Here is an 18,551-nt window from a genome sequence, read left to right as displayed (position 1 = left end):
GCCAGTGCTCCTGCGCGCGATCCAGGGCGACATCACCACCCTGAGCCTCGACGCGATCGTCAACGCCGCCAACTCCTCCTTGCTCGGCGGTGGCGGCGTCGACGGTGCGATCCATCGCGCGGCCGGCCCGGAGTTGGTGGCCGAGTGCCGCCTGCTGGGCGGCTGCAAGACCGGCGAAGCCAAACTCACCCGCGGCCACCGGCTGCCGGCTCGCTACATCATCCACACCGTCGGCCCGGTCTGGCGCGGCGGCGAGCACGGCGAGCCCGAGCTATTGGCCGCGTGTTATCGCAATGCGCTGGCGGTGGCGGCGCGGCAAGGGTTAGCGAGCGTCGCCTTCCCCTGCATCAGCACGGGCATCTTCGGCTATCCGGCCGATGCGGCCGCGCAGATCGCGGTCGACACGGTGCGGGCGCATGCCGATGCGACGATCGGCGAAGTGGTGTTTTGTTGTTTCTCTGCCACGGATCGGGGGTTGTACGAGGCGTTGTTGGGTTGAGCCGTCGGCGCATACCTTTGCCGTTGCCGTTGCCGTTGCCGTTGCCGTTGCCTTTGCCGTTGCCGTTGCCATTGCCATTGCCATTGCCATTGCCGTGATTTTGATCTGCTTTGCCGCTTTTCTGCTTTGCCGGTCAAGCGGAGACCCGGAGGGCGGCGCACAGGACGTGCGCCGTTTTTCGATAGGACAAGGATGTCCTATCGAAAAATCCCGGCGCGAGCATTGCACTCGTGGCCTGTGCCCTTGCAAGGAGAGCCCTTTTCTTTGGTTACCTTTGACCGAAGGGAATCCAGACGGACTTTTGGGCTTAGCAAAAGAAAGTAACCCGGCCGCGTTAGCGGACGGAAGCTCTGCTCTTGCTTAATTGAAACGCCGCGAGATCGGTCGCGACTCACGTCGCTCCTACAAGGGGTGCGGGCGCGGTACCGGGTCGCTTAGGCACGTGCAATGCACTATCCACTGTAGGAGCGACGTAAGTCGCGACCGCGGGACGCGCAAAGGCAGCAAGGCCGACGTCACCCATCGAAGCGGTGCACTTTCGCTGGGTAGGAGCGGCGCAAGCCGCGACATCGTTGCGACGGCCTTGCTGCGTATCCATCAAGCAAGATCAAGATCAAACGCCTAAAGCTTCCGCCACTAAAGCGGCGGGTAACTTTCTTTTGTCTAAAGCAACAAAAGAAAGTCACCAAAGAAAAATGCTTTTGCTTTGAATCACAGGCCCGCACGAGCGATGCATACGCGGGGATTTTTCATACGGGACATCCCTGTCCCGATGAAAAACGGCCCGCATCCATGCGGGCCGCCCTCCGGGTCTTCGATTGCCTTCGCTAGTGCCAAGCCGCGCACAGCAACGGCAACGGCAACGGCAAGGCAAAAAATCGCACGCACGCGCTCAGTCGCGATGCAACTTCGCATGTGATTCAAACGCGACCACAACCGCAATCGACAGTGGGTGTCAGGAGCGAGCCGAGAATCCTCGCCGATCAAACCCGACCCTAGGCAGCGCCTACTCCGCGCCCAAGGTCTGCCGCAAGAACGGCACCGTGATCCGCCGCTGCGCAGCGAGCGAGGCGCGATCCAATTTGTCGAGCAAGGCGGTCAAACCGCCGAGGTCGCGGTCGACGCGCTTGAGCAGCCAATCCAGCGCGGCTTCGTCCAAGGCCAGGCCGCGGCGCTGGGCGCGTTGGCGCAGCACTTCGCCGCGGCCGGCGTCGTCGAGCGGGGTCAGCACGATGCGGGTGCACTGCGACAGGCGCGAGCGCAGGTCGGGCAGGCTCAAGGGGAGTTCGTCGGGGTTGTCGCGCGCGGCATAGATCAACGACGCGCCGGCGGCACGCGCGCGGTTGTGGGTGTCGAACAGGGCGATCTCGTCGTCGCGGTTGCCGGCGATCGCTTCGATGCCGTCCAGCGCCAGCAGGTCGTTGCCTTCGAGTGCGTACAAGGCATCGCGCAGACGCCCGGCGGCCGCCATCAAGGGCAGATAGGCGGCGCGGCGGCCGGCCGATTCGGCGGCGGCGCAGGCGCCCAGCAGCAGGTGGGTCTTGCCCACCCCGGCCGGGCCGGCCAGGTACACCCAATCGGCGCCGGTGGGGTCGATATAGCCGGCGGTCTCCTGGGTCTGCGTGGCCAGGGCGCGCAATTGCGCGATCGCGCCTTCGGGCGCGTCGACATAGGTGTCCAAACGCTGGTCCGGCGGATAGCGCAGGGCCAGCGGCAACTGCGGGACGCTCACTGCGTTTCGCGCTCCGCGCGGTCGGCCTGCTCCGCGTTGTTCTTCGCCGCGGGCTCGGCCTTCGGCACCACCGGCACGGTGGCCGGGTCGAGCAGGATGGTCGGGTGGTCGCCTGCATACAGGCGGCTGTGGGTGTAGCGCTCTTGCGCGTAACGCAGCAGCACGTTGGCGACGGCGGCGACCGGCAGGGCCAGCAGCATGCCGAGGAAACCGAACAGGGTGCCGCCGGCGAGCACGGCGAAGATCACCGCGACCGGATGCAGGCCGATGCGGTCGCCGACCAGCTTGGGCGTCAGCCAATAGCTTTCGACGACCTGGCCGACGCCGAACACCGCCAGCACGCCGGCCACGTATTTCCAGTCGCCGTACTGCACCAGCGCGGCGATCACGCCGAGGATGATGCCGCTGGCCGGACCGAGGTACGGCACGAAGGTCAGCAGGCCGGCGATGATGCCGATCAGGATGCCCAGGTCCAGGCCGACCGCCCACAGGCCCAGGCCGTACATCACGCCGAGCGCCAGCATCACCAGGAACTGGCCGCGCAGGAAGGCGCCGAGCACGTCGCTGGATTCCCTGGCCAGACGGCTCGCCGTGGCGAGGTGGTCGCGCGGGATCAACGAGGCGACGCGCTCGACCAGCACGTCCCAGTCGCGCAGGAAGAAGAAGGTCAGCACCGGCAGCAGGGCGATGTTGGCGATCAGGCCCATGATCGCGAAGCCCGAACGCGACAGATAGCCCAGCAGGGTGGTGGCGACGCCGCCGGCGCGCTCCCAGTTGCTGCGTACCAGTTCGATCAGGTGGTTGAGGTCGAGCCAGTTGCTGATCTCGAAGCCGCTGCGCTGCTCCAGCCACGGAATCGCGGTGGCGGTGAACCATTCGCGGTAGCGCGGCAGCGACACGATCAGGGTCGAGATCTGGCGTTCGATCAGCGGCACCAGCAACACCAGCACCAGGATCACCAACAAGGCCATCAGCCCGAACACCAGCGATACGGCGACATTGCGCGAGCGGCCGGTGCGTTCGAGCCGGTCGACCAGCGGGTCGCCGAGCCAGCCGAGCATGGCGGCGATCACGAACGGTGTCAGCACCGGCGCGAGCACCCACAGCAACCAGCAGGCGCCGACGCCGAGCGCCGTCCATTGCAGGCGGCGCAGGAACAGGGCGATGTCTTCCAACGGGGCGCGGTCCATGCGTCAGTGCAACCGGTACACGGGCGGCTGACCTTCGAGGCCTTCCAGCGCTTCGAGGGTATCGCCGCTGTCGGCCATGCGCTTGAGGCCGGACAGACCGGAGATCAGGTCGAGGTCGAACTCGACGCTGTCGGGCGTGGCGCGCACCGGGGTCATCTTGCGGATCACCGCCAGCCCCTGCAGGTAGCCGGACAGGCGGATGTAATCGTCGGCGCTGTGCAGGTTGGTGAACACCACCCGGTAGACGCCGGCCGGACCGGCCGCGCTGCGCTTGGCGTAGCGCTTCATCAGCGCATCGGCCGCGCCGTCGGCGCCGCCGGCCATGACCTTGCGCGCGTCGGGATCGGTGTTGGACCAACTGCCCAGCACCTTGCCGCCGTCGACGAAGGTCCAGTCGCCCTTCCAACCGCCGGTCTTGACCCGGTAGACCTTGCCGATCAGCTGCATCGGCGGGCTGTAGCGTGCCGATGCGCGGGCCACCGCGGCGGCGTCGCCGCGCCAGATGGCGCCGACGCTGGCCTGTTCGGCGGCATTGCCGCTCGGCAGGCCGAGGCGGTAGCCGCGATCGATGGCGCGGTTCAGCGCCGAACGCGCGGCGTTGACCTGGGGCAGACCGACCAGGCGCGGGCCGCTGCCGTCGTCGATCGCCATCCACAGCACCGGCTTGGGACGCGGCTGCGGCCAGATCGGCAGGCCGAGGGTCGAGGCCAGAGTCTCGACCTTGGTCTGGTCGAAATTGACCACCAGCGTGGTCTGGAAGGTCGGCGCGCCGGTCGAGCGCGACACGCCCTCGTCCTGGCGGTAGTCGTAGCCGGTGACGTAGTCCTTGGCCCGGCGCAGTTCCTGGCCGACGCCCGGCCGGCTGGCCGCGGCGCGGTCGCCGGACATCTTGCCAAGCACCTGGGCCAGGGCACGCGCCATGGCGCCATTGCGCTCGGCTTCGCCCTGGCCGTTGACCTGCACCTCGGCCGAGAACGGGCCCGCCGCCTCGGCGCGGTCGCCCTCGACGCGCTGCGCGGCGGCGGCAAAGCTCGCCAGCATAAGCGCTGCGACCACAAAACTCCGGATTGCCCGAACCATCGCCATCCTTAACTGTATGTAGAAAAACCGGCGTCCCGCCCGCCGTTCCAGTCGCGAGCCGGGCTGCGGGCCCGGCATCGTAGCGCTGGACCCACCACCGCGGGCGAAGGCCGTGCCCTCGCCCACCTCGCGTCCTGCTTCGGTCCGGCGGTCGCGGGTGCGTTCCGCCAACGGTGCTCAAGGTCCGAAATGTTGCCGTAGTGGCGCCGGCACGTCCATTCGCGCGCCTGAACGGACCGGTTCAGGCAACGCCCGCCGGAACCTTGGTGGAGGCCATGCCTAGCCTTGGCGGAGGCTCTGCGCAGCCTGGACGCAGCCCCGCTGCAGGTCAAACCGGTTCGCACGCCCCATGGCTGCTAAAATCCCACGTTTCCTTCCGCGACCGCCGGGGCCGCCGTGACCGCATCTCCTTCCGACACCTCCCCCAAGCCGCTGACCTACCGTGACGCGGGCGTCGACATCGACGCCGGCAACCAGGTCGTCGAACGCATCAAGCCCCTGGTCAAGCGCAGCTTCCGTCCCGAGGTGATGGGCGGCCTGGGCGGCTTCGGCGCCTTGTTCGATCTGTCCGGCAAGTACCGCGAGCCGGTCCTGGTCTCGGGCACCGACGGCGTCGGCACCAAGCTCAAGCTCGCCCAGCAGCTCAACCGCCACGACACCATCGGCATCGACCTGGTCGGCATGTGCGTCAACGACGTGCTGGTGCAGGGCGCCGAGCCGCTGTTCTTCCTCGATTATTTCGCCACCGGCAAGCTCGATGTCGACACCACCGTGGCCGTGGTCGGCGGCATCGCCAAGGGCTGCGAGCTCGCCGGCTGCGCCTTGATCGGCGGCGAGACCGCGGAAATGCCCGACATGTACCCGCCGGGCGAATACGACCTGGCCGGCTTCACCGTCGGCGCGGTCGAGAAGTCGCAGTTGCTCGACGGCGCGCGCGTGCGCCGCGGCGACGTGCTGATCGGCATCGCCTCGAGCGGCCCGCACTCCAACGGTTACTCGCTGATCCGCCGCATCTTCGATCGCGCCGGCCGTCCGGGCGACGTCGCCGTCGGCGGCGTGCGCCTGATCGACGCACTGATGGAGCCGACCGCACTGTACGTCAAGCCGGTGCTGGAACTGCTGCGCGCCAACGGCGGCGAGCACCAGATCCACGCCATGGCCCACATCACCGGCGGCGGCCTGACCGAAAACATCATCCGCGTGATCCCCGAAGGCCTCGGCCTGGACATCCGCACCGCCACCTGGACCCTGCCGCCGGTGTTCGACTGGCTGCAGCGCGAAGGCGCGGTGCCGCGCGAGGAAATGTGGCGCACCTTCAACTGCGGCATCGGCTTCGTGCTGGTGGTGCCGGAAGAAGCGGTCGCGGCGACCGAACGCGACCTGCAGCGCCTGGGCCTGGCCCATTGGCGCATCGGCGAAGTCGTGGCCCAGTCCGAAGGCGAGCGCGTGCACATCGGCTGAGCCGCGCACGATCGCGACAGATCGAACGGCGGGCCGCGGCCCGCCGTTTTTTTTGCGTACTGCGGCGCGGTTTCTTTCTCTGCGGCGCTCGGGTAGCGTGCGATGCATCTCACTTCGCAGAACCCGAACCCGATGACCGCAACGCCGGCAGGACGCATGAGCGTCGCCAAGAAATTCGCCCTGGCCGTCGTGCTGGCGGTGTTCGCACTGTCCTGGATCGCCCCGAGCAGCCCGTTCGAGCAGGGCATGCACAGCGTGCTGACCGTGGTCGGCCTGCTGTGGCTGTGGCGCCACGACCGCCGCTGGCCGCTGCGCGACGGCCACTTCCTCGCCATTTGCGGCTTCATGGTGGCGCACTGCATCGCCGCGCGCTGGCTGTATTCCTACGTGCCCTACGACCAGTGGATTCAGTCGCTGACCGGCGGCTGGTCGCTGGATCGCGCACTCGGCTTCGAGCGCAACCATTTCGATCGGCTGATCCATTTCCTCTACGGCGTCTGTTTCGCCCCGGCCGTGCGCGAGTACCTGCGCCAGCGCTGGCCGGCGCTGTCGCCGCGTCAGGCCTTCGTGCTCGCGATCGCCGCGATCATGTGCACCAGCTTGATCTACGAGTGGATCGAATGGGCGATCGCCCTGACCATGTCGCCGGAAGCCGCCGAGTCCTACAACGGCCAGCAAGGCGACGTCTGGGACGCCCACACCGACATGTTTCTTGCGACACTGGGCGCGCTCGCCGCTTGGCCGCGCGCGCGGCGCTGAAGCCGCCAAGCCTGCCCGCGATCGGGGCGTCCAATCAAGGCATGCCAGTCAAGACATCCAGTCAAGAGCAGGGGGGGGACGCCATGTCCGAGTTCGATCCGACAGCAAGCACCGCCGACAGCCTCGCCGCCGCGACGGATGCGGCGGACGCTTCGCAACTGCATACGCTCAGCATCCTGTATTACGTCTTGGCCGGGTTCAACGCCGCCATGCTGTTGCTGGGCCTGCTGTTCGTGGGCGCCGTCGTCCTGATCGCGGCCCGGCAACCGGCGGGCTCGGCGACCTCGACCGGCGATTCCACTATGGAGGCCGGGATCGCGCTGCTCATCATCCTGGCCGGCTTCGTTTTCAGCGCGGTCTGTGCCGCGCTGCAGTACATGACCGCGCGGCGTTTGCGCGAACGCCGCAGCCCCCGCTTCTGCCAGATCGTCGCCGGCCTGAGCTGTTTGTCGGTGCCGCTCGGCACCTTGCTCGGCGTGTTCACCTTCATCGTATTGGCGCGTCCGTCGGTGCAGGCGCAGTTCGCCGCGCGCGGTTGATTCGCCCCCGTCGCCGCAAGCCCGGAATGCGGCCGCAACCTCCCACCCAGGAAATCCATCCATGAACCAGGTCCCAGCCGCATCGGCGGTCGAAAACCCGCAGGACGCCTCGCAGCTCAAGACGCTGAGCATCCTGCACTACGTGTTCGCCGCCCTGTATCTGCTGCCGCTGCTGGTGGCCTTCCTGTACGTCTTCATGGGGGCGGCGATCCTCAACGGCGGCATCCAAAGCCAACCCGGCGACGAGGTCGGCGGCTATGTCCTGATCGGCTTCGCGGTGGCGTTGTTCCTGGTGGCCATCATCGGCGGCAGCCTGACCTTCATCGCCGCGCGCCGCCTAGGCCAGCGCCGCAGCCGCACGCTGTGCATGGTCGTCGCCTGCATTTCCTGCCTGTCGGTGCCGCTGGGCACTGCGTTGGGCGTGTTCACCCTTATCGTGTTGAGCCGGCCTTCGGTGAAGGCGCTGTTCGGCGAACGCTGATCGGAAGGTTTCGACATGGGAGCCGCCATGGTGCGATACAGCGACGGATTCGAGGTCAGGATCGGCGACCAGGTCCTGTCCTACGAACTCAATCGCGGCACGATCGTGGCCCTGATCGACCGCGGCGAATACTCGGCGAAGTTCCCGCAAGCCGAGTGGGCCTACCTGGAACGCGGCGTGCTCGTCGAAACCGACTTCGGCGGGCTGGTGCACTATCCGAACGGCTTCAAGCACGACGAGTTGTCGTTGATCGCCAGGGCCGACGACTGAGCCAGCCCTGAGCGGATCGAGACGGGCCGGCGCCGGCGCGTCCGTCCTGCCGGGGTGCGCAGCTGCACGGCCCCCGCCCGGCTCGTGCCGGCCTGAAGCGCCGCGCCGGCCTCGGACCGACTAGACAGGTCCACCCGGTTGTCCCTGCCCTGTCATCACCGGGTTGCGCGCGCCGCCCAAGCTGGACGCCTGTTCCATAGCGCGTCCCGCCCCCATGACTTACCGCCTCGCACTGTTCGACATCGCCGGCACCACCGTGTCGGATCCGGGCTTCGTCGCCCAGGCTTTCGTCGGCGCGATGACCGCCGCCGGCCACCCGATCGATCACGAGGCCTGCCGGCCGTTGATGGGCTATCCCAAGCCGCTGGCGATCGCGCGCCTGCTCGGCGCGCAGGCCGATGACGCCACCGTCGCCGCGATCCATGCCGACTTCGTCCAGCGCATGCTGGTCTGTTACCGCGAATGGCCCGGCATCGAACCGCTGGCCGGCGCCGAATCGGTGTTCGCCCTGCTCCGCGCCAACGGCATCAAGGTCGCGCTCAACACCGGTTTCTCGCGCGACATCGCCGACGCCATCGTCGAGCGCCTCGGCTGGGCGCAGCGCATCGATGCGCTGATCGCCAGCGACGAAGTCGCGCAAGGCCGGCCGGCGCCGCACATGATCCATGCGCTGATGCAGCGTTTCGGCATCGACGACCCCAGCGAGGTCGTCAAGATCGGCGACACCGAAGTCGACATCGGCGAAGGCCGCAGCGCCGCCGTCGGCCTGGTGGTGTCGGTCACCACCGGCGCCTTCACCCGCGCCGAACTCGAGCCGTACTCGCCCGACCGCATCATCGATGGCTTGTTCGAGCTGCCGGCTTTGCTCGGCGTCGACGCGGTCGACGCGCGCAGCGCCGCATGAACCCTGCGTCGCCCCTGCGCAGCGAACGCGCGCGCCAGTGGCAGGTGACCCTGCTCGCCGGCAGCGCGGCGCTGGTCGCGTACGCCAGCATGTACGCCTTCCGCAAACCGTTCGCGGCGGCTTCGTTCGAAGGCCAGCACCTGTTCGAGGTGGACTACAAGGTCTGGCTGGTGGTCGCGCAGGTGCTCGGCTACATGTGCAGCAAGTTCATCGGCATCGGCGTGATCGGCGGTCTGCGCCGCGAACGCCGCGCGCCGCTGCTGCTGGCGCTGATCGGCATCGCCTGGCTGGCCTTGCTGGGGTTCGCGCTGACTCCGGCGCCGTGGAACATCCCCTTCCTGTTCCTCAACGGTCTGCCGCTCGGCATGGTCTGGGGGCTGGTGTTCAGCTATCTGGAAGGTCGCCGCACCACCGAAGCCATGGGCGCGATCCTGGCTTCGAGCTTCATCATGGCCTCCGGCATCGTCAAGAGCGTCGGCAAGTGGCTGCTGCTGTCGGGCGTGAGCGAGTTCTGGATGCCGTTCGTGACCGGCCTGCTGTTCGTGCCGCCGCTGTTCATCGCGGTGCACTACCTGGAACGCGTGCCGGAGCCCGACGCCGACGACCGGCGCGAACGCAGCGAACGCCTGCCGATGAGCCGCGGCGAACGCCGCGCCTTCGTGCGCCGGTTCCTGCCGGGCCTGGCCTTGATGATCCTGTGCTACGTGGCGCTGACGGTGGTGCGCGATTTTCGCGACAACTTCGAGGCCGAGCTGTTCAACGACCTGGGCTATGGCGGCAATGCGGCGGTGTTCGCATTGATCGAAACGCCCGTGGCTTTGGCGGTGCTCGCGTTGACCGCCGGGCTGACGTGGTTCCGCGACAACCTGCGCGGGCTGATGGCGCTGCACGGCCTGATGTTCGCCGGCCTGGCCGTCGCCGGCCTCAGCACCTTCGCCTTCCAGGCCGGCGCCCTGCCGCCGCTGTGGTGGCTGGCGTTGGTCGGCTTCGGCCTGTACCTGGCCTACGTGCCGTTCAATTGCGTGTTCTACGAACGCCTGATCGCGACCTTCCGCATCGCCGGCAACGTCGGCTTCCTGATGTATCTGTCCGATGCCTTCGGCTACCTGGGCAGCGTCGCGGTGCTGCTGACCAAGGAATTCTCCGGGCTGCAGTTGTCGTGGAGCGAGTTCTTCGCCCAGATCGTGCTCGCCCTGGCCGCGCTCGGCAGCATCTGCCTGCTCGCTTCGGCGCTGTACTTCCATCATTGCGCCACGCGCCGCGCCGTTGCGCCGACGCTCGCGCCCGTCTGACCCACTCGATCGATTCCCACGCATGAAATCTCAGTCCGCTCTCGTCATCGGCGCCGGCATCGTCGGCCTGGCCATCGCCCGCGCGCTCGCCGTGCGCGGCCACCGCGTCACCGTATTGGAACGCTACGAACGCGCGGTAGGCGCGTCGGTGCGCAATTTCGGCATGGTCTGGCCGATCGGCGTGAGCAACGGCGCCGCCTACGAACGCGCGCTGCGTTCGCGCGCGATCTGGCAGGAACTCATCGCCGAAGCGGGGCTGTGGCACGACCCTTGCGGCTCGCTGCACATGGCCTATGCGCAAGACGAATGGGAGGTACTGGAACAATACGAAGCCGCCAACCGCGGCCTGCGCCCTTGCCGCCTGCTCGACCGCGACAGCGCCCTCGCCCAGTCCCCGGCCCTGGTCGGCGAGGGTTTACGCGGCGCCTTGTTCAATCGCGACGAGATGATCGTCGACCCGCGCGAAGCGCTGCGCGTGCTGCCGGATTTTCTGCACCGACGTTACGGCGTCGAGTTCCATTGGCGCACGCCGGTCACCGCGGTCGAAGCCGGTCGCGCGCATTCGGGCACGCGCCGCTTCGAGGCCGATCAAGTGTTCGTGTGCAGCGGCCCGGAGTTCGAACAACTGTATCCGCAGGTCTACGCCGCCGCGCCGTTGACCCGATGCAAACTGCAGATGATGCGCCTGGCGCCGCAGCCCGACGGCTTCCGTCTCGGTGCGGCCCTGTGCGGCGGCCTGTCGCTGGTGCATTACGCCGGTTTCCAGCAGGCCGCCGACGTGGCCCCGCTGCGCGCACGCTATCAGGCCGAGTTCGGCGATCTGATCGAACTGGGCATCCACGTGATGGCGGCGCAGAACGGCCGCGGCGAGATCACCATCGGCGATTCGCACGCCTATGCCCACACCCACGACCCCTTCGACGAGCAGGCCATCAACGGCAAGGTGCTGGATTATCTGGCGCGCTTCGCCCGCCTGCCCGATCCGCGCGTGATCCAGACCTGGCACGGCATCTACCCCAAGCTCACCGACGGCAGCAGCGAATTCGTCGCCGAGCCGGCGCCCGGCGTGACCATCGTCAACGCCATCGGCGGCGGCGGCCTCGGCATGACCCTGAGCTTCGGCCTGGCCGAGGAAATCGTCGACGGCCGCTACGGCGCGGTGCGAAGGGCCGCCTGACGGGAATCGGGAATCGGGAATCGGGAATCGGGAATCGGGAATCGGGAATCGGGAATCGGGAATCGGGAATCGGGAATCGGGAAAGGCTAAATCTTTGAGGGTCGGGATCGACACCGGCAAGCGACGAAACCGGCTTTAACCGATTCCCCATTCCCGCCCAATCCAGCGCGGGCTATGGCGGCCTGACCCGCCATAGCCCGCTGCGTCCAGCCCGTTGGCTCCCCCGTCGGACCGATCGCTCCCGCCTGCGCCGCGCGTCGCGCGCAGCGCCAGCGACCGCGCCGGACCGTCCGTGGCCGACGCGGGGCGGGCGGCATGTCCCTATGCCTCATCACCGGCCCGACCGGATCGCTGCCTGCGTTCCCGCCCGTGAGACTCGCCTGGAGTCGCGGGACGTGCGCGCGCGATCGCGGCGGGCCGCGAAGTTCATCGTCACCCATCGTCGCCGTCATCGCCGATCCGCCTCGACCCTGCGCCGGCCGATGAATCGGCCGCGTCGGCATGCGGACGGGGACTGAGCGGTACCCGATGCGCATGCCGACGCGCCCTGTCGACGCGATCGCGGTGCGTCCTTCCAGTGGACGAGCCCGGCGTTGACCAGGCCGACACCGTGCCGGCGACCTCTCCATTTACCGTCGGCGCGCGTCGATTTGCGAGGAACGTTCAGGGACCGAATCGGGACGCGGCGGGAACGTTTCGCGGTCGGCGGGGATGATGAACAAGGAGACCGCTAATCAGGTCACAGCGCGATCGTGTCGTCCGACAAGTTAGCGCCGATTCGTTCCCGCTTTGGTCCCCGAATTGCTTGGACGCGGCCTGGATGCGGTTCTTAGGCTGGGCCTCCATCGAGCTTCGCCTACAGGGGGCGGACATGCGCACGACACTCAAGGGATTCATTCTCGCGGCCGGGTTGCTCAGCACGGCCGCCATCGCCCACGACACCGACGGCGCCTGCGCACAGGAAGGCGCACGCATGACCGTGGTCGGCTCGTTCAATTTCAGCTCGCAGGACCTGCTGGAATTCCAACAACGCGAACTCGGCGGCGGCATCCGGGTGCCGCCGGGCGGCATGTGCACGCCGAGCAGCTGCGGCATCGTCGACGACCATTGGGCGGTCGCGACCCGCCGCGCCTTCCAGTACTGCGAGCAGATCGCACCGGGCAGCATCGCCCAAGTGACCTCCCCGGCCACCTACAACGACACCTTGCTGCACCACTCCGCCTACAGCTTCGGCCCGAACACGCCGAACCTGCAGGGCCTGTGCGTGCGTTGCCAGGTGCCCAGCAGTACGCCGATCAAGTTGACGAAGGCGACGAAGGCGCTGCGGCCGTAAGCAGCGAAGCCGACCCTCTGTAAACGGCGAACCCCATCAGTCGTAAGCGGCGAAACCCACCCACCGTCATTCCCGCGAAGGCGGGAATCCAGAGACTTCAGAGGGATACCCCGATAAAGCCCTGGATCCCCGCCTTCGCGGGGATGACGGATGGCGCAGTCGTGCGAACCGTGACTCCACGCGAACTGAAGTCTGCGGCCCGGCCAGGGCGCACAGCGCCCTGGCGTTCACGGATGCGCGAGCCAGTGGCTCGCAAGCGGATCCCTTCACCCCCGCTTTCGCTGGGAAAACGGATTGAATTGTCGCGGGCTAGCGGTGCCAGGCAGGCAGAACCCAAGCTGCAGGCAGTCGCTCACACCAGCGCGTGGCGTCGCGTATACGTCAGCACGGTATCGACGTGCTTCTGCAGTTCGCTGCGCACCGATTCTTCCAGCGGACACTCGGCCAGCACGTAGTAGCCCGAGCGCAGCACGTCGCGCCAGCGCGGCTGGCGCGGCAGCTTGGACAGGCTCAGGTAACGCTCCATGGCCCGCGCGCGCAAGCGGCCGTCGTCGACGGTGACGCGCCAGATCCGGCTTTTCTCGGCCAACTCCAGGCGCCCCTGGCCGGTGCTGCGTTCCCAGGCTTCGACCACGGCCAACATCAGCTCGACCAGGGCGCGGCGGAACGACGAGCGCATGGCCTCGTTGGCGGTAGCGTCCAGCGCCGAGGCGGCCTCGACGTCGGCCAGCGCTTCGACCGCGCCCGCATCGATACCGACCGGCTCCAGGCCGACGCGCTCAACCTGCCCGACACCGAGCGCGTCCAGTCCGAGCACGATCAAACCCTCGCCCTGCCCGGTCTCGCTGAGCTGCGCGCGCAAGGCGCCGCCGCTGAGGCCGAAGTCGAGGCGCTGCGAGGCCGAGGACTCATCGAGCCGTTCCATCGCCTGGGCGAAGCGCGAGGCGTCCGACTCGCCGAGCAATTCGCCGAAAGCACGGCCGGGCAGACTGTCGCCGGCCTGTCCCAGCAATTGCCCGGCACTGCGGTTGGCGGCGAGCACCTGGCCGCCGGCGTCGAGGATCAACACCGCGTCGTCGCGGCTGTCGAGCGCGGCCTGCAGGCGCGTGCGGTCGACGCCGAGTTCGGCCGCGGCGCGACGGTAGTACTCCACTTCCTCGGCCAAGCGCGCCTGTCGCGCGGCTTCGGCGAGCCGCGCGCGCTGTTGCCGGCGCAGGAAGAACACGAGCAGCCCGAGCACGGCCGCGACCGCAGACACCGCGGTCAACCACAGGGCCAGGGTGCGCTGCTTCAGGCTCAAGGCGCGGACCTGGTTCTCCGCGGCGAGCGCGGCGATGGTGCGGTCGCGTTCGGCGGTCTCGAAGCGGACCTGCATCCATTTCATCTCGCGGTCGTAGCGCGCCTCGCGCAAGGTCCGCGCCGCCGTTTCGGATTCGCGCAAAGCCGCCATCGCCCGCGGCCATTCGCCGAGGGCTTCATAGTCGTCGGCCAATTCGGCCAGCAACGCCGGGCGGTCGCTGTCCTGCGCCGGCAAGCTGCGCAAGGCCGCGCTGATGCGCTGTTGCGCCGCGCGCGGCTGGCCGAGCAAGCGCTCCGCGCGCGCCGCCTGCAGCTGCAGGGGCGCCGGCGCCGCGGCGCCGTCCTGCGCGGCGATCGCCAGGCCGCGCCCGGTCGCCGCCCGCGCCGCGGCCAACTCGCCGCGCGCCAATGCGGCGCGGCCGAGCTCGGCATAGGCGCGCAGGATGTAGGTGCGCTCGCCGGCTTGATCGAGTTCGCTGCGCGCCTGCTGCAACAAGGCCTCGCCGCGCGCGTTATCGCCCGAATCCAGGGCCAGAACGCCCATGCTCAAGGCCACGTGCGCGGCCTCGGTGCCGTTGCTGGCGCGCAGGAACTCGGCCCGCGCCTGTTCGTAGTGACGCACCGCGCTATCGCTTTCGCCGAGGTCGCGGTAGAGGTCGGCGATGTTGTTGAGCACCGGTCCGGCTTCGGACTTGGACTCGGATTTGGCCAGCCCGCGCTGCAGCTCCAGGCTCGACAGCAAGGCCTGCAAGGCGCCGCGGTAATCGCCGAGCCGGCGTAGGGCCGAGCCGATGTTGTTCCAGGCCTTGGACTGAGCGGCGCGGTCTTCGTTGTGCCGGGCCAGTTGCAGGGCCTGCCTGAATTGGCTCAGGGCCTCGACCGTGCATTCGCGCCGGTAATCGAGCACGCCGCGGCGGCGGGTGAGTTCGTAGCGCACGCTGGCGCTGGCTTCGGGCCCGGCCAGGGCCTGCGCGCAGTCGAGCGCGGCCGAGGCGCCGGCGAAATCGCCGCGATGCTGCGCTTCGACGCTGCGTTCGTAGAGCGTCGCCAGCACCGCTTCGCCGCCGGCGGAACCGAGCTTGAAGCGCAGCGCGCAACTGCGCGCGTCCGGCACTGCCGCGGGTGCGGCTTTGCAGGCCGTGGCGGCCGCGTCGGCGGCCCGCACCGCCCCCTGCATCGAAACGCCTGCCGATACCGCCAGCGGCAAGAAACCGATCACCGCCGCCCACGCCCCACGCCTCGCCCAGTCCTTGCCCACGCCCCGCTCCCGGCTGCCGCAGTCCGCAGCTTTGCCGATTCGGCGGTCGAGCGGAAGCGGGGTGGCTTCGCGCTTTGTGTTTCTTCGTCGACGGCTTCACCCGAAGCGTCACATTAATTACGGACCTGTGTCGCAATCGCACCGAAGGCCGGATCGGCAGACACCGATCCGGCCTTGCATCGCGGTGCATCCCCGCACCTGGATCATCGCGATCTAGATCTGCGCAAGACTCAACGCTGCAGGATCAGGCTGAGGTTGTCGGCGAACGCATCGCCGGTCGCGTTGCCGTGTTCGAAACGGATCTCGACCTCGGCCCATTGCGCGTCCTGCGGCACGCTGCCTTTGAGTTCGTAACGCTGGAACGCGCCGTTGCCGCCGCCCGGTGCGAGCTCGAACGCGCTGCCGGCGTACAACGCCTGCAATCCCGGCCAGTTCGAGGCGGTGATCGGCGCCGGATAACCGGCATCGGCGCGATCCAGGACGCGGTCGTAGCGCAGGTACTCGCCGGGCTTGAATACATACGACTTGCCGCTGGCGAAGTTCAAGGCGCCGGACCAATGCGCCGGCCAGTAGCCGCTGTTGGGCCAGGTGCTCTCGGACAGGTACGCCGGGTAATAGCTGTCGGCACGGTCGCTGTCGAGGTTGTAGCGGATGTACTGGTCGCCCTTGAAGAAGTACAGCTTGCTGCGGCTGAAGAACAAGGCCGCGTCGAGGTCGCGCGCACCGCCGGCGAATTTCTCCAGGCCCGGCCAGCGGCCGGCGATCGGCGCCGGATAGCCCGCGTCGACCGCGCCGGCGGCGAGGTCGTAACGGACGTATTGCGCGTCCTTGAAGAAATAGACCTCGCCGTTGCCGGCGTCGACCGCCGCGTCGAGGTTGCGCGCGCCGCCGGCGAACGTCTCCAGCCCCGGCCAGTTCGTCGCGATCGGCTGCGGATAACCGCTGACGACGCGATCGGCGGCGATGTCGTACTTGTAGTAATCGCCGCCGCGGAACACGTGGCCGACGCCGGCCGCACTGAAGCTGGCCATGCCGCGCAGATCGTAGAAACGCAGGAACACGCGGGCGCGATGACCGCTGGCTGCGCCCAGGTTCGCCGACAAGGCGAAGTTCGCATTGCTCAAGTCCAGGCCGCGCAGATCCACGCGCTGACTCAGGGTGTTGCTCTTGCCGGTGTCGCGGCCGATGAACAGATTGCGGCCCGCGCCGGCCGGCGGCGCCGGCAGCCAGGTATAGCGCGCGTACTCGACCGCTTGCCCACCACGGCCCTTGCGCCAGCCCGGCACGTCGCTGTCGTAAGCGCGGTCGATGCGCCCGACCGAATACTCGGCGTCGCCGTTGGCGAGCAGATTGATCCCCAGGGCCGGCGCCGCTTCGCGCGTCGGGCGGTGCATCGGCCGGCCGTCGAGGCCGCTCGGGATCGCCAAACCCAGGTGGGCGAGGATGCTCGGCGCCACGTCGACCTGGCGCGGCGCCAGGCGCAGCGGCTCCAGGCCGAGATCGGGCACCGAATCGCCGCTGAAAGCGATCAGGATCTTGCGGTCTTCCGGGGTATTGTGGCCGTGGTGGACCGAGCCGCCGTGATCGGTGCCGACGATGATCAACCAGTCTTCGTTGGCATAGTTCGGCCGTGCGCGCAGCGCCGCCATCAGCTTGCCGATCGAGGCATCGATGCCGCGGATCGCCGCGGTGTAGCCGGAAGCGTCGCGATTGAAATAAGCGCCGGCGTGACCGGCGCCGTCGGGTTCGTTGAAGTCCAGCAACAGCACGTCGGGAGCGGCGGCATCGCCGAGCCATTCCAAGGCCTTGCTCAAGACCTTCGCATCGCTGCCGGCATCGAAAACGCTGTCGGCGCGCCACGGAATCTGCGTCGCCAGCGGCGACCAGGCCACGGCGGCGGCGGTGCGCTTGCCGGGCGCCACCGCTTCGATGCGGCTCAGCACGTCCGGCCAGGCGGCGTAGTTCTTGCCGCTGAAGCTGTTGTCGTAGACGCCGTGCTTGTCTCGCTCCACCCCGGTGAACAGCGACGACCAGCCGGTGCCGCTGATCGCGGTGTCGGCGGTCAGGCCCTCGCGGCCGAGATAGCCGTCGGCGACCAGGGCATCGAGATTCGGCGTGGCGACGCTGCCGTAGACGTCGCCGCGGAAACCGTCGGTGCCGATGAACAACACCTTCGGCGTCCTGGCTGCGACGGGGCCGGCGGCCGCCGATAGCGGAACCAGGGCCGTTGTGGCCAGCGCGCAAGCCAGGGCCAGCGAAGAGAAAGCAAAACCGTGACGGGACATGTCCGCTCCTGCGGTGGGAAGGAGTCCGCAGGCTAGGCCGCGATCGCGCGCGTTGCGGTGACGCAAACCGCGCAACGCGAGGCCGCGGCCCTGCATCTGTCACGGTTCGGTCATCACCATCAACTGCACCCAGTCGCCCGCGAACGAAGTCACCCCGAACTGCACCGGCACGCCTTGCGGGTCGACGTTGAGCGAATGCACGCACAGCACCGGCCGGCGCGTCGATTGGCCGAGCACGCGCGCGACTTCGGCGGTGGGCAGCCGCGCCATCACCGCGGTGTGCTTGCGCAGGTAGTCGCGCACGCCGAACTCGGCCAGGGTGCGGGTCACCGACAGTTGCTCGGCGAACACCCGGTCCAGCCCCGGAAAGCGCGCGGCCGGGAACCAGGCCTCGCTGTGGTCGACGGTGCGGCCTTCGACCTCGCTGGAATAAACCACGCGGTGCACGCGCTCGCCGGAGATCAACCCCAGCGAACGCGCGACTTGCCGCGGCGGCGTTTGCAAGCCGGTTTCGATCAGGCGGTAGCGGCTTTCGACGTTGAGATCGTGCATGGCCTTGCCGAAACGCGTGCGGCGGCCGATCGGATAGTGATACGGATGCTCCTGGACGAAGCTGCCGCGGCCGGTCTCGGTGCGCAGGAAACCGCGTTCTTCCAGGGCTTCGATGGCGCGTCGCACGGTGTGGCGGTTGACCCCGAAGCGCCGCGCCAGATCGAAAGCCGACGGCAGGCGGTCGCCTTCGCTGAGCGCGCCGGAACGGATGTCCTTGAGCAGGCTGGCTTCGATCTGCTGCCACAGCGGCAACGCCGCATCGCGCTGGGCTGCGGTGTCCCTGGTATCGGCGAGGGCAGCGACGGTTTCGCCGAAAACCTGCGCATCGCCAATGTTCAGTCGAGCGGTTGTCATACGCCTTCCATCTGCACTTGCTTGACTAGACAGGTCGAGTCCCGCACGAGTGGCCATGAGAACCCGCTTGCGTTGCATGGCCATGA

At 68.2% G+C, this 18,551-nt stretch carries 16 protein-coding genes; 10 read left to right on the top strand and 6 right to left on the bottom strand.

Annotated elements, in window-relative coordinates:
* Positions 1-4 precede the first annotated feature (4 nt).
* The gene (locus ACKN61_RS07160; RefSeq protein WP_408952900.1) at positions 5-499 is read left to right on the top strand and encodes an O-acetyl-ADP-ribose deacetylase; all 495 of its coding nucleotides are present in this window, start codon (positions 5-7) and stop codon (positions 497-499) included.
* Between the two features lie 1,006 nt (positions 500-1,505).
* Here ACKN61_RS07160 and hda read toward each other — a convergent pair.
* From hda to ACKN61_RS07145, 3 genes are read right to left on the bottom strand one after another with little or no spacing between them, the layout of a single operon-like run.
* Positions 1,506-2,231 carry a DnaA regulatory inactivator Hda gene (gene hda / locus ACKN61_RS07155; RefSeq protein WP_057917260.1) on the bottom strand — a complete coding sequence of 242 codons (726 nt, stop codon included), beginning with the start codon at positions 2,229-2,231 and terminating at the stop codon, positions 1,506-1,508.
* Entirely contained in the window at positions 2,228-3,421 is a 1,194-nt protein-coding gene (locus ACKN61_RS07150) for an AI-2E family transporter (protein ID WP_408952899.1), read from the bottom strand. Before ACKN61_RS07150 ends, hda begins: the two co-directional genes overlap by 4 nt.
* Positions 3,422-3,424: 3 nt before the next feature.
* Positions 3,425-4,507 carry a DUF2066 domain-containing protein gene (locus ACKN61_RS07145; RefSeq protein ID WP_408952898.1) on the bottom strand — a complete coding sequence of 361 codons (1,083 nt, stop codon included), beginning with the start codon at positions 4,505-4,507 and terminating at the stop codon, positions 3,425-3,427.
* 390 nt (positions 4,508-4,897) lie between these two features.
* Between ACKN61_RS07145 and purM the strand changes: the two genes are divergently transcribed.
* The 9 genes from purM to ACKN61_RS07100 all read left to right on the top strand — a co-directional run bounded on the left by purM (position 4,898) and on the right by ACKN61_RS07100 (position 12,717).
* Entirely contained in the window at positions 4,898-5,962 is a 1,065-nt protein-coding gene (gene purM / locus ACKN61_RS07140; RefSeq protein WP_408952897.1) for a phosphoribosylformylglycinamidine cyclo-ligase, read from the top strand.
* Between the two features lie 156 nt (positions 5,963-6,118).
* Positions 6,119-6,721 carry a DUF2238 domain-containing protein gene (locus ACKN61_RS07135; RefSeq protein ID WP_408953773.1) on the top strand — a complete coding sequence of 201 codons (603 nt, stop codon included), beginning with the start codon at positions 6,119-6,121 and terminating at the stop codon, positions 6,719-6,721.
* Positions 6,722-6,804: 83 nt separating this feature from the next.
* Positions 6,805-7,260: a hypothetical protein gene (locus ACKN61_RS07130; RefSeq protein WP_408952896.1), complete on the top strand. Its 456-nt coding sequence runs from the start codon at positions 6,805-6,807 to the stop codon at positions 7,258-7,260.
* A 61-nt stretch (positions 7,261-7,321) separates the two neighbouring features.
* Positions 7,322-7,741 (top strand): hypothetical protein, encoded by a 420-nt coding sequence (locus ACKN61_RS07125; protein ID WP_031370923.1) that lies wholly within the window; start codon positions 7,322-7,324, stop codon positions 7,739-7,741.
* 15 nt (positions 7,742-7,756) lie between these two features.
* The gene (locus tag ACKN61_RS07120) at positions 7,757-8,011 is read left to right on the top strand and encodes a hypothetical protein (protein ID WP_408952895.1); all 255 of its coding nucleotides are present in this window, start codon (positions 7,757-7,759) and stop codon (positions 8,009-8,011) included.
* 214 nt (positions 8,012-8,225) lie between these two features.
* A complete protein-coding gene (locus tag ACKN61_RS07115) occupies positions 8,226-8,915 on the top strand; it encodes an HAD family hydrolase (RefSeq protein ID WP_408952894.1) in 690 nt (229 codons plus the stop codon).
* Positions 8,912-10,207, top strand: coding sequence for a DUF5690 family protein (locus tag ACKN61_RS07110; RefSeq protein WP_408952893.1), 1,296 nt, complete (start codon positions 8,912-8,914; stop codon positions 10,205-10,207). Before ACKN61_RS07115 ends, ACKN61_RS07110 begins: the two co-directional genes overlap by 4 nt.
* A 22-nt stretch (positions 10,208-10,229) precedes the next feature.
* Complete coding sequence (locus tag ACKN61_RS07105) at positions 10,230-11,384, top strand: TIGR03364 family FAD-dependent oxidoreductase (RefSeq protein ID WP_408952892.1); 1,155 nt, start codon at positions 10,230-10,232, stop codon at positions 11,382-11,384.
* A gap of 871 nt (positions 11,385-12,255) precedes the next feature.
* On the top strand, positions 12,256-12,717 hold the full coding sequence (locus ACKN61_RS07100; RefSeq protein WP_408952891.1) for a hypothetical protein: 462 nt from the start codon (positions 12,256-12,258) through the stop codon (positions 12,715-12,717).
* 352 nt (positions 12,718-13,069) lie between these two features.
* Here ACKN61_RS07100 and ACKN61_RS07095 read toward each other — a convergent pair whose 3' ends face one another.
* The 3 genes from ACKN61_RS07095 to phnF form a co-directional block, all read right to left on the bottom strand.
* Positions 13,070-15,274 carry a PAS domain-containing protein gene (locus tag ACKN61_RS07095; RefSeq protein ID WP_408952890.1) on the bottom strand — a complete coding sequence of 735 codons (2,205 nt, stop codon included), beginning with the start codon at positions 15,272-15,274 and terminating at the stop codon, positions 13,070-13,072.
* 230 nt (positions 15,275-15,504) lie between these two features.
* Positions 15,505-17,559, bottom strand: coding sequence for a hemopexin repeat-containing protein (locus ACKN61_RS07090; RefSeq protein ID WP_408952889.1), 2,055 nt, complete (start codon positions 17,557-17,559; stop codon positions 15,505-15,507).
* A 99-nt stretch (positions 17,560-17,658) separates the two neighbouring features.
* Positions 17,659-18,465 (bottom strand): phosphonate metabolism transcriptional regulator PhnF, encoded by an 807-nt coding sequence (gene phnF / locus ACKN61_RS07085; protein WP_408952888.1) that lies wholly within the window; start codon positions 18,463-18,465, stop codon positions 17,659-17,661.
* Positions 18,466-18,551 lie beyond the last annotated feature (86 nt).

This window comes from Lysobacter sp. Hz25, assembly GCF_046097045.1.
Classification (GTDB): domain Bacteria; phylum Pseudomonadota; class Gammaproteobacteria; order Xanthomonadales; family Xanthomonadaceae; genus Lysobacter; species Lysobacter antibioticus_B.
This window is presented reverse-complemented; position numbering and strand designations above follow the sequence as displayed.

Excerpts from the sequence above, each read along its gene's own strand:
- ACKN61_RS07120 (WP_408952895.1), top strand. The coding sequence starts at position 7,757 with ATGGGAGCCGCCATGGTGCGATACAGCGACGGATTCGAGGTCAGGATC.
- ACKN61_RS07110 (WP_408952893.1), top strand. The coding sequence starts at position 8,912 with ATGAACCCTGCGTCGCCCCTGCGCAGCGAACGCGCGCGCCAGTGGCAG.
- ACKN61_RS07105 (WP_408952892.1), top strand. The coding sequence starts at position 10,230 with ATGAAATCTCAGTCCGCTCTCGTCATCGGCGCCGGCATCGTCGGCCTG.
- ACKN61_RS07090 (WP_408952889.1), bottom strand. The coding sequence starts at position 17,559 with ATGTCCCGTCACGGTTTTGCTTTCTCTTCGCTGGCCCTGGCTTGCGCG.
- phnF (WP_408952888.1), bottom strand. The coding sequence starts at position 18,465 with ATGACAACCGCTCGACTGAACATTGGCGATGCGCAGGTTTTCGGCGAA.
- ACKN61_RS07150 (WP_408952899.1), bottom strand. The coding sequence starts at position 3,421 with ATGGACCGCGCCCCGTTGGAAGACATCGCCCTGTTCCTGCGCCGCCTG.
- ACKN61_RS07100 (WP_408952891.1), top strand. The coding sequence starts at position 12,256 with ATGCGCACGACACTCAAGGGATTCATTCTCGCGGCCGGGTTGCTCAGC.
- ACKN61_RS07135 (WP_408953773.1), top strand. The coding sequence starts at position 6,119 with ATGAGCGTCGCCAAGAAATTCGCCCTGGCCGTCGTGCTGGCGGTGTTC.
- ACKN61_RS07115 (WP_408952894.1), top strand. The coding sequence starts at position 8,226 with ATGACTTACCGCCTCGCACTGTTCGACATCGCCGGCACCACCGTGTCG.
- ACKN61_RS07125 (WP_031370923.1), top strand. The coding sequence starts at position 7,322 with ATGAACCAGGTCCCAGCCGCATCGGCGGTCGAAAACCCGCAGGACGCC.
- ACKN61_RS07145 (WP_408952898.1), bottom strand. The coding sequence starts at position 4,507 with ATGGCGATGGTTCGGGCAATCCGGAGTTTTGTGGTCGCAGCGCTTATG.
- ACKN61_RS07130 (WP_408952896.1), top strand. The coding sequence starts at position 6,805 with ATGTCCGAGTTCGATCCGACAGCAAGCACCGCCGACAGCCTCGCCGCC.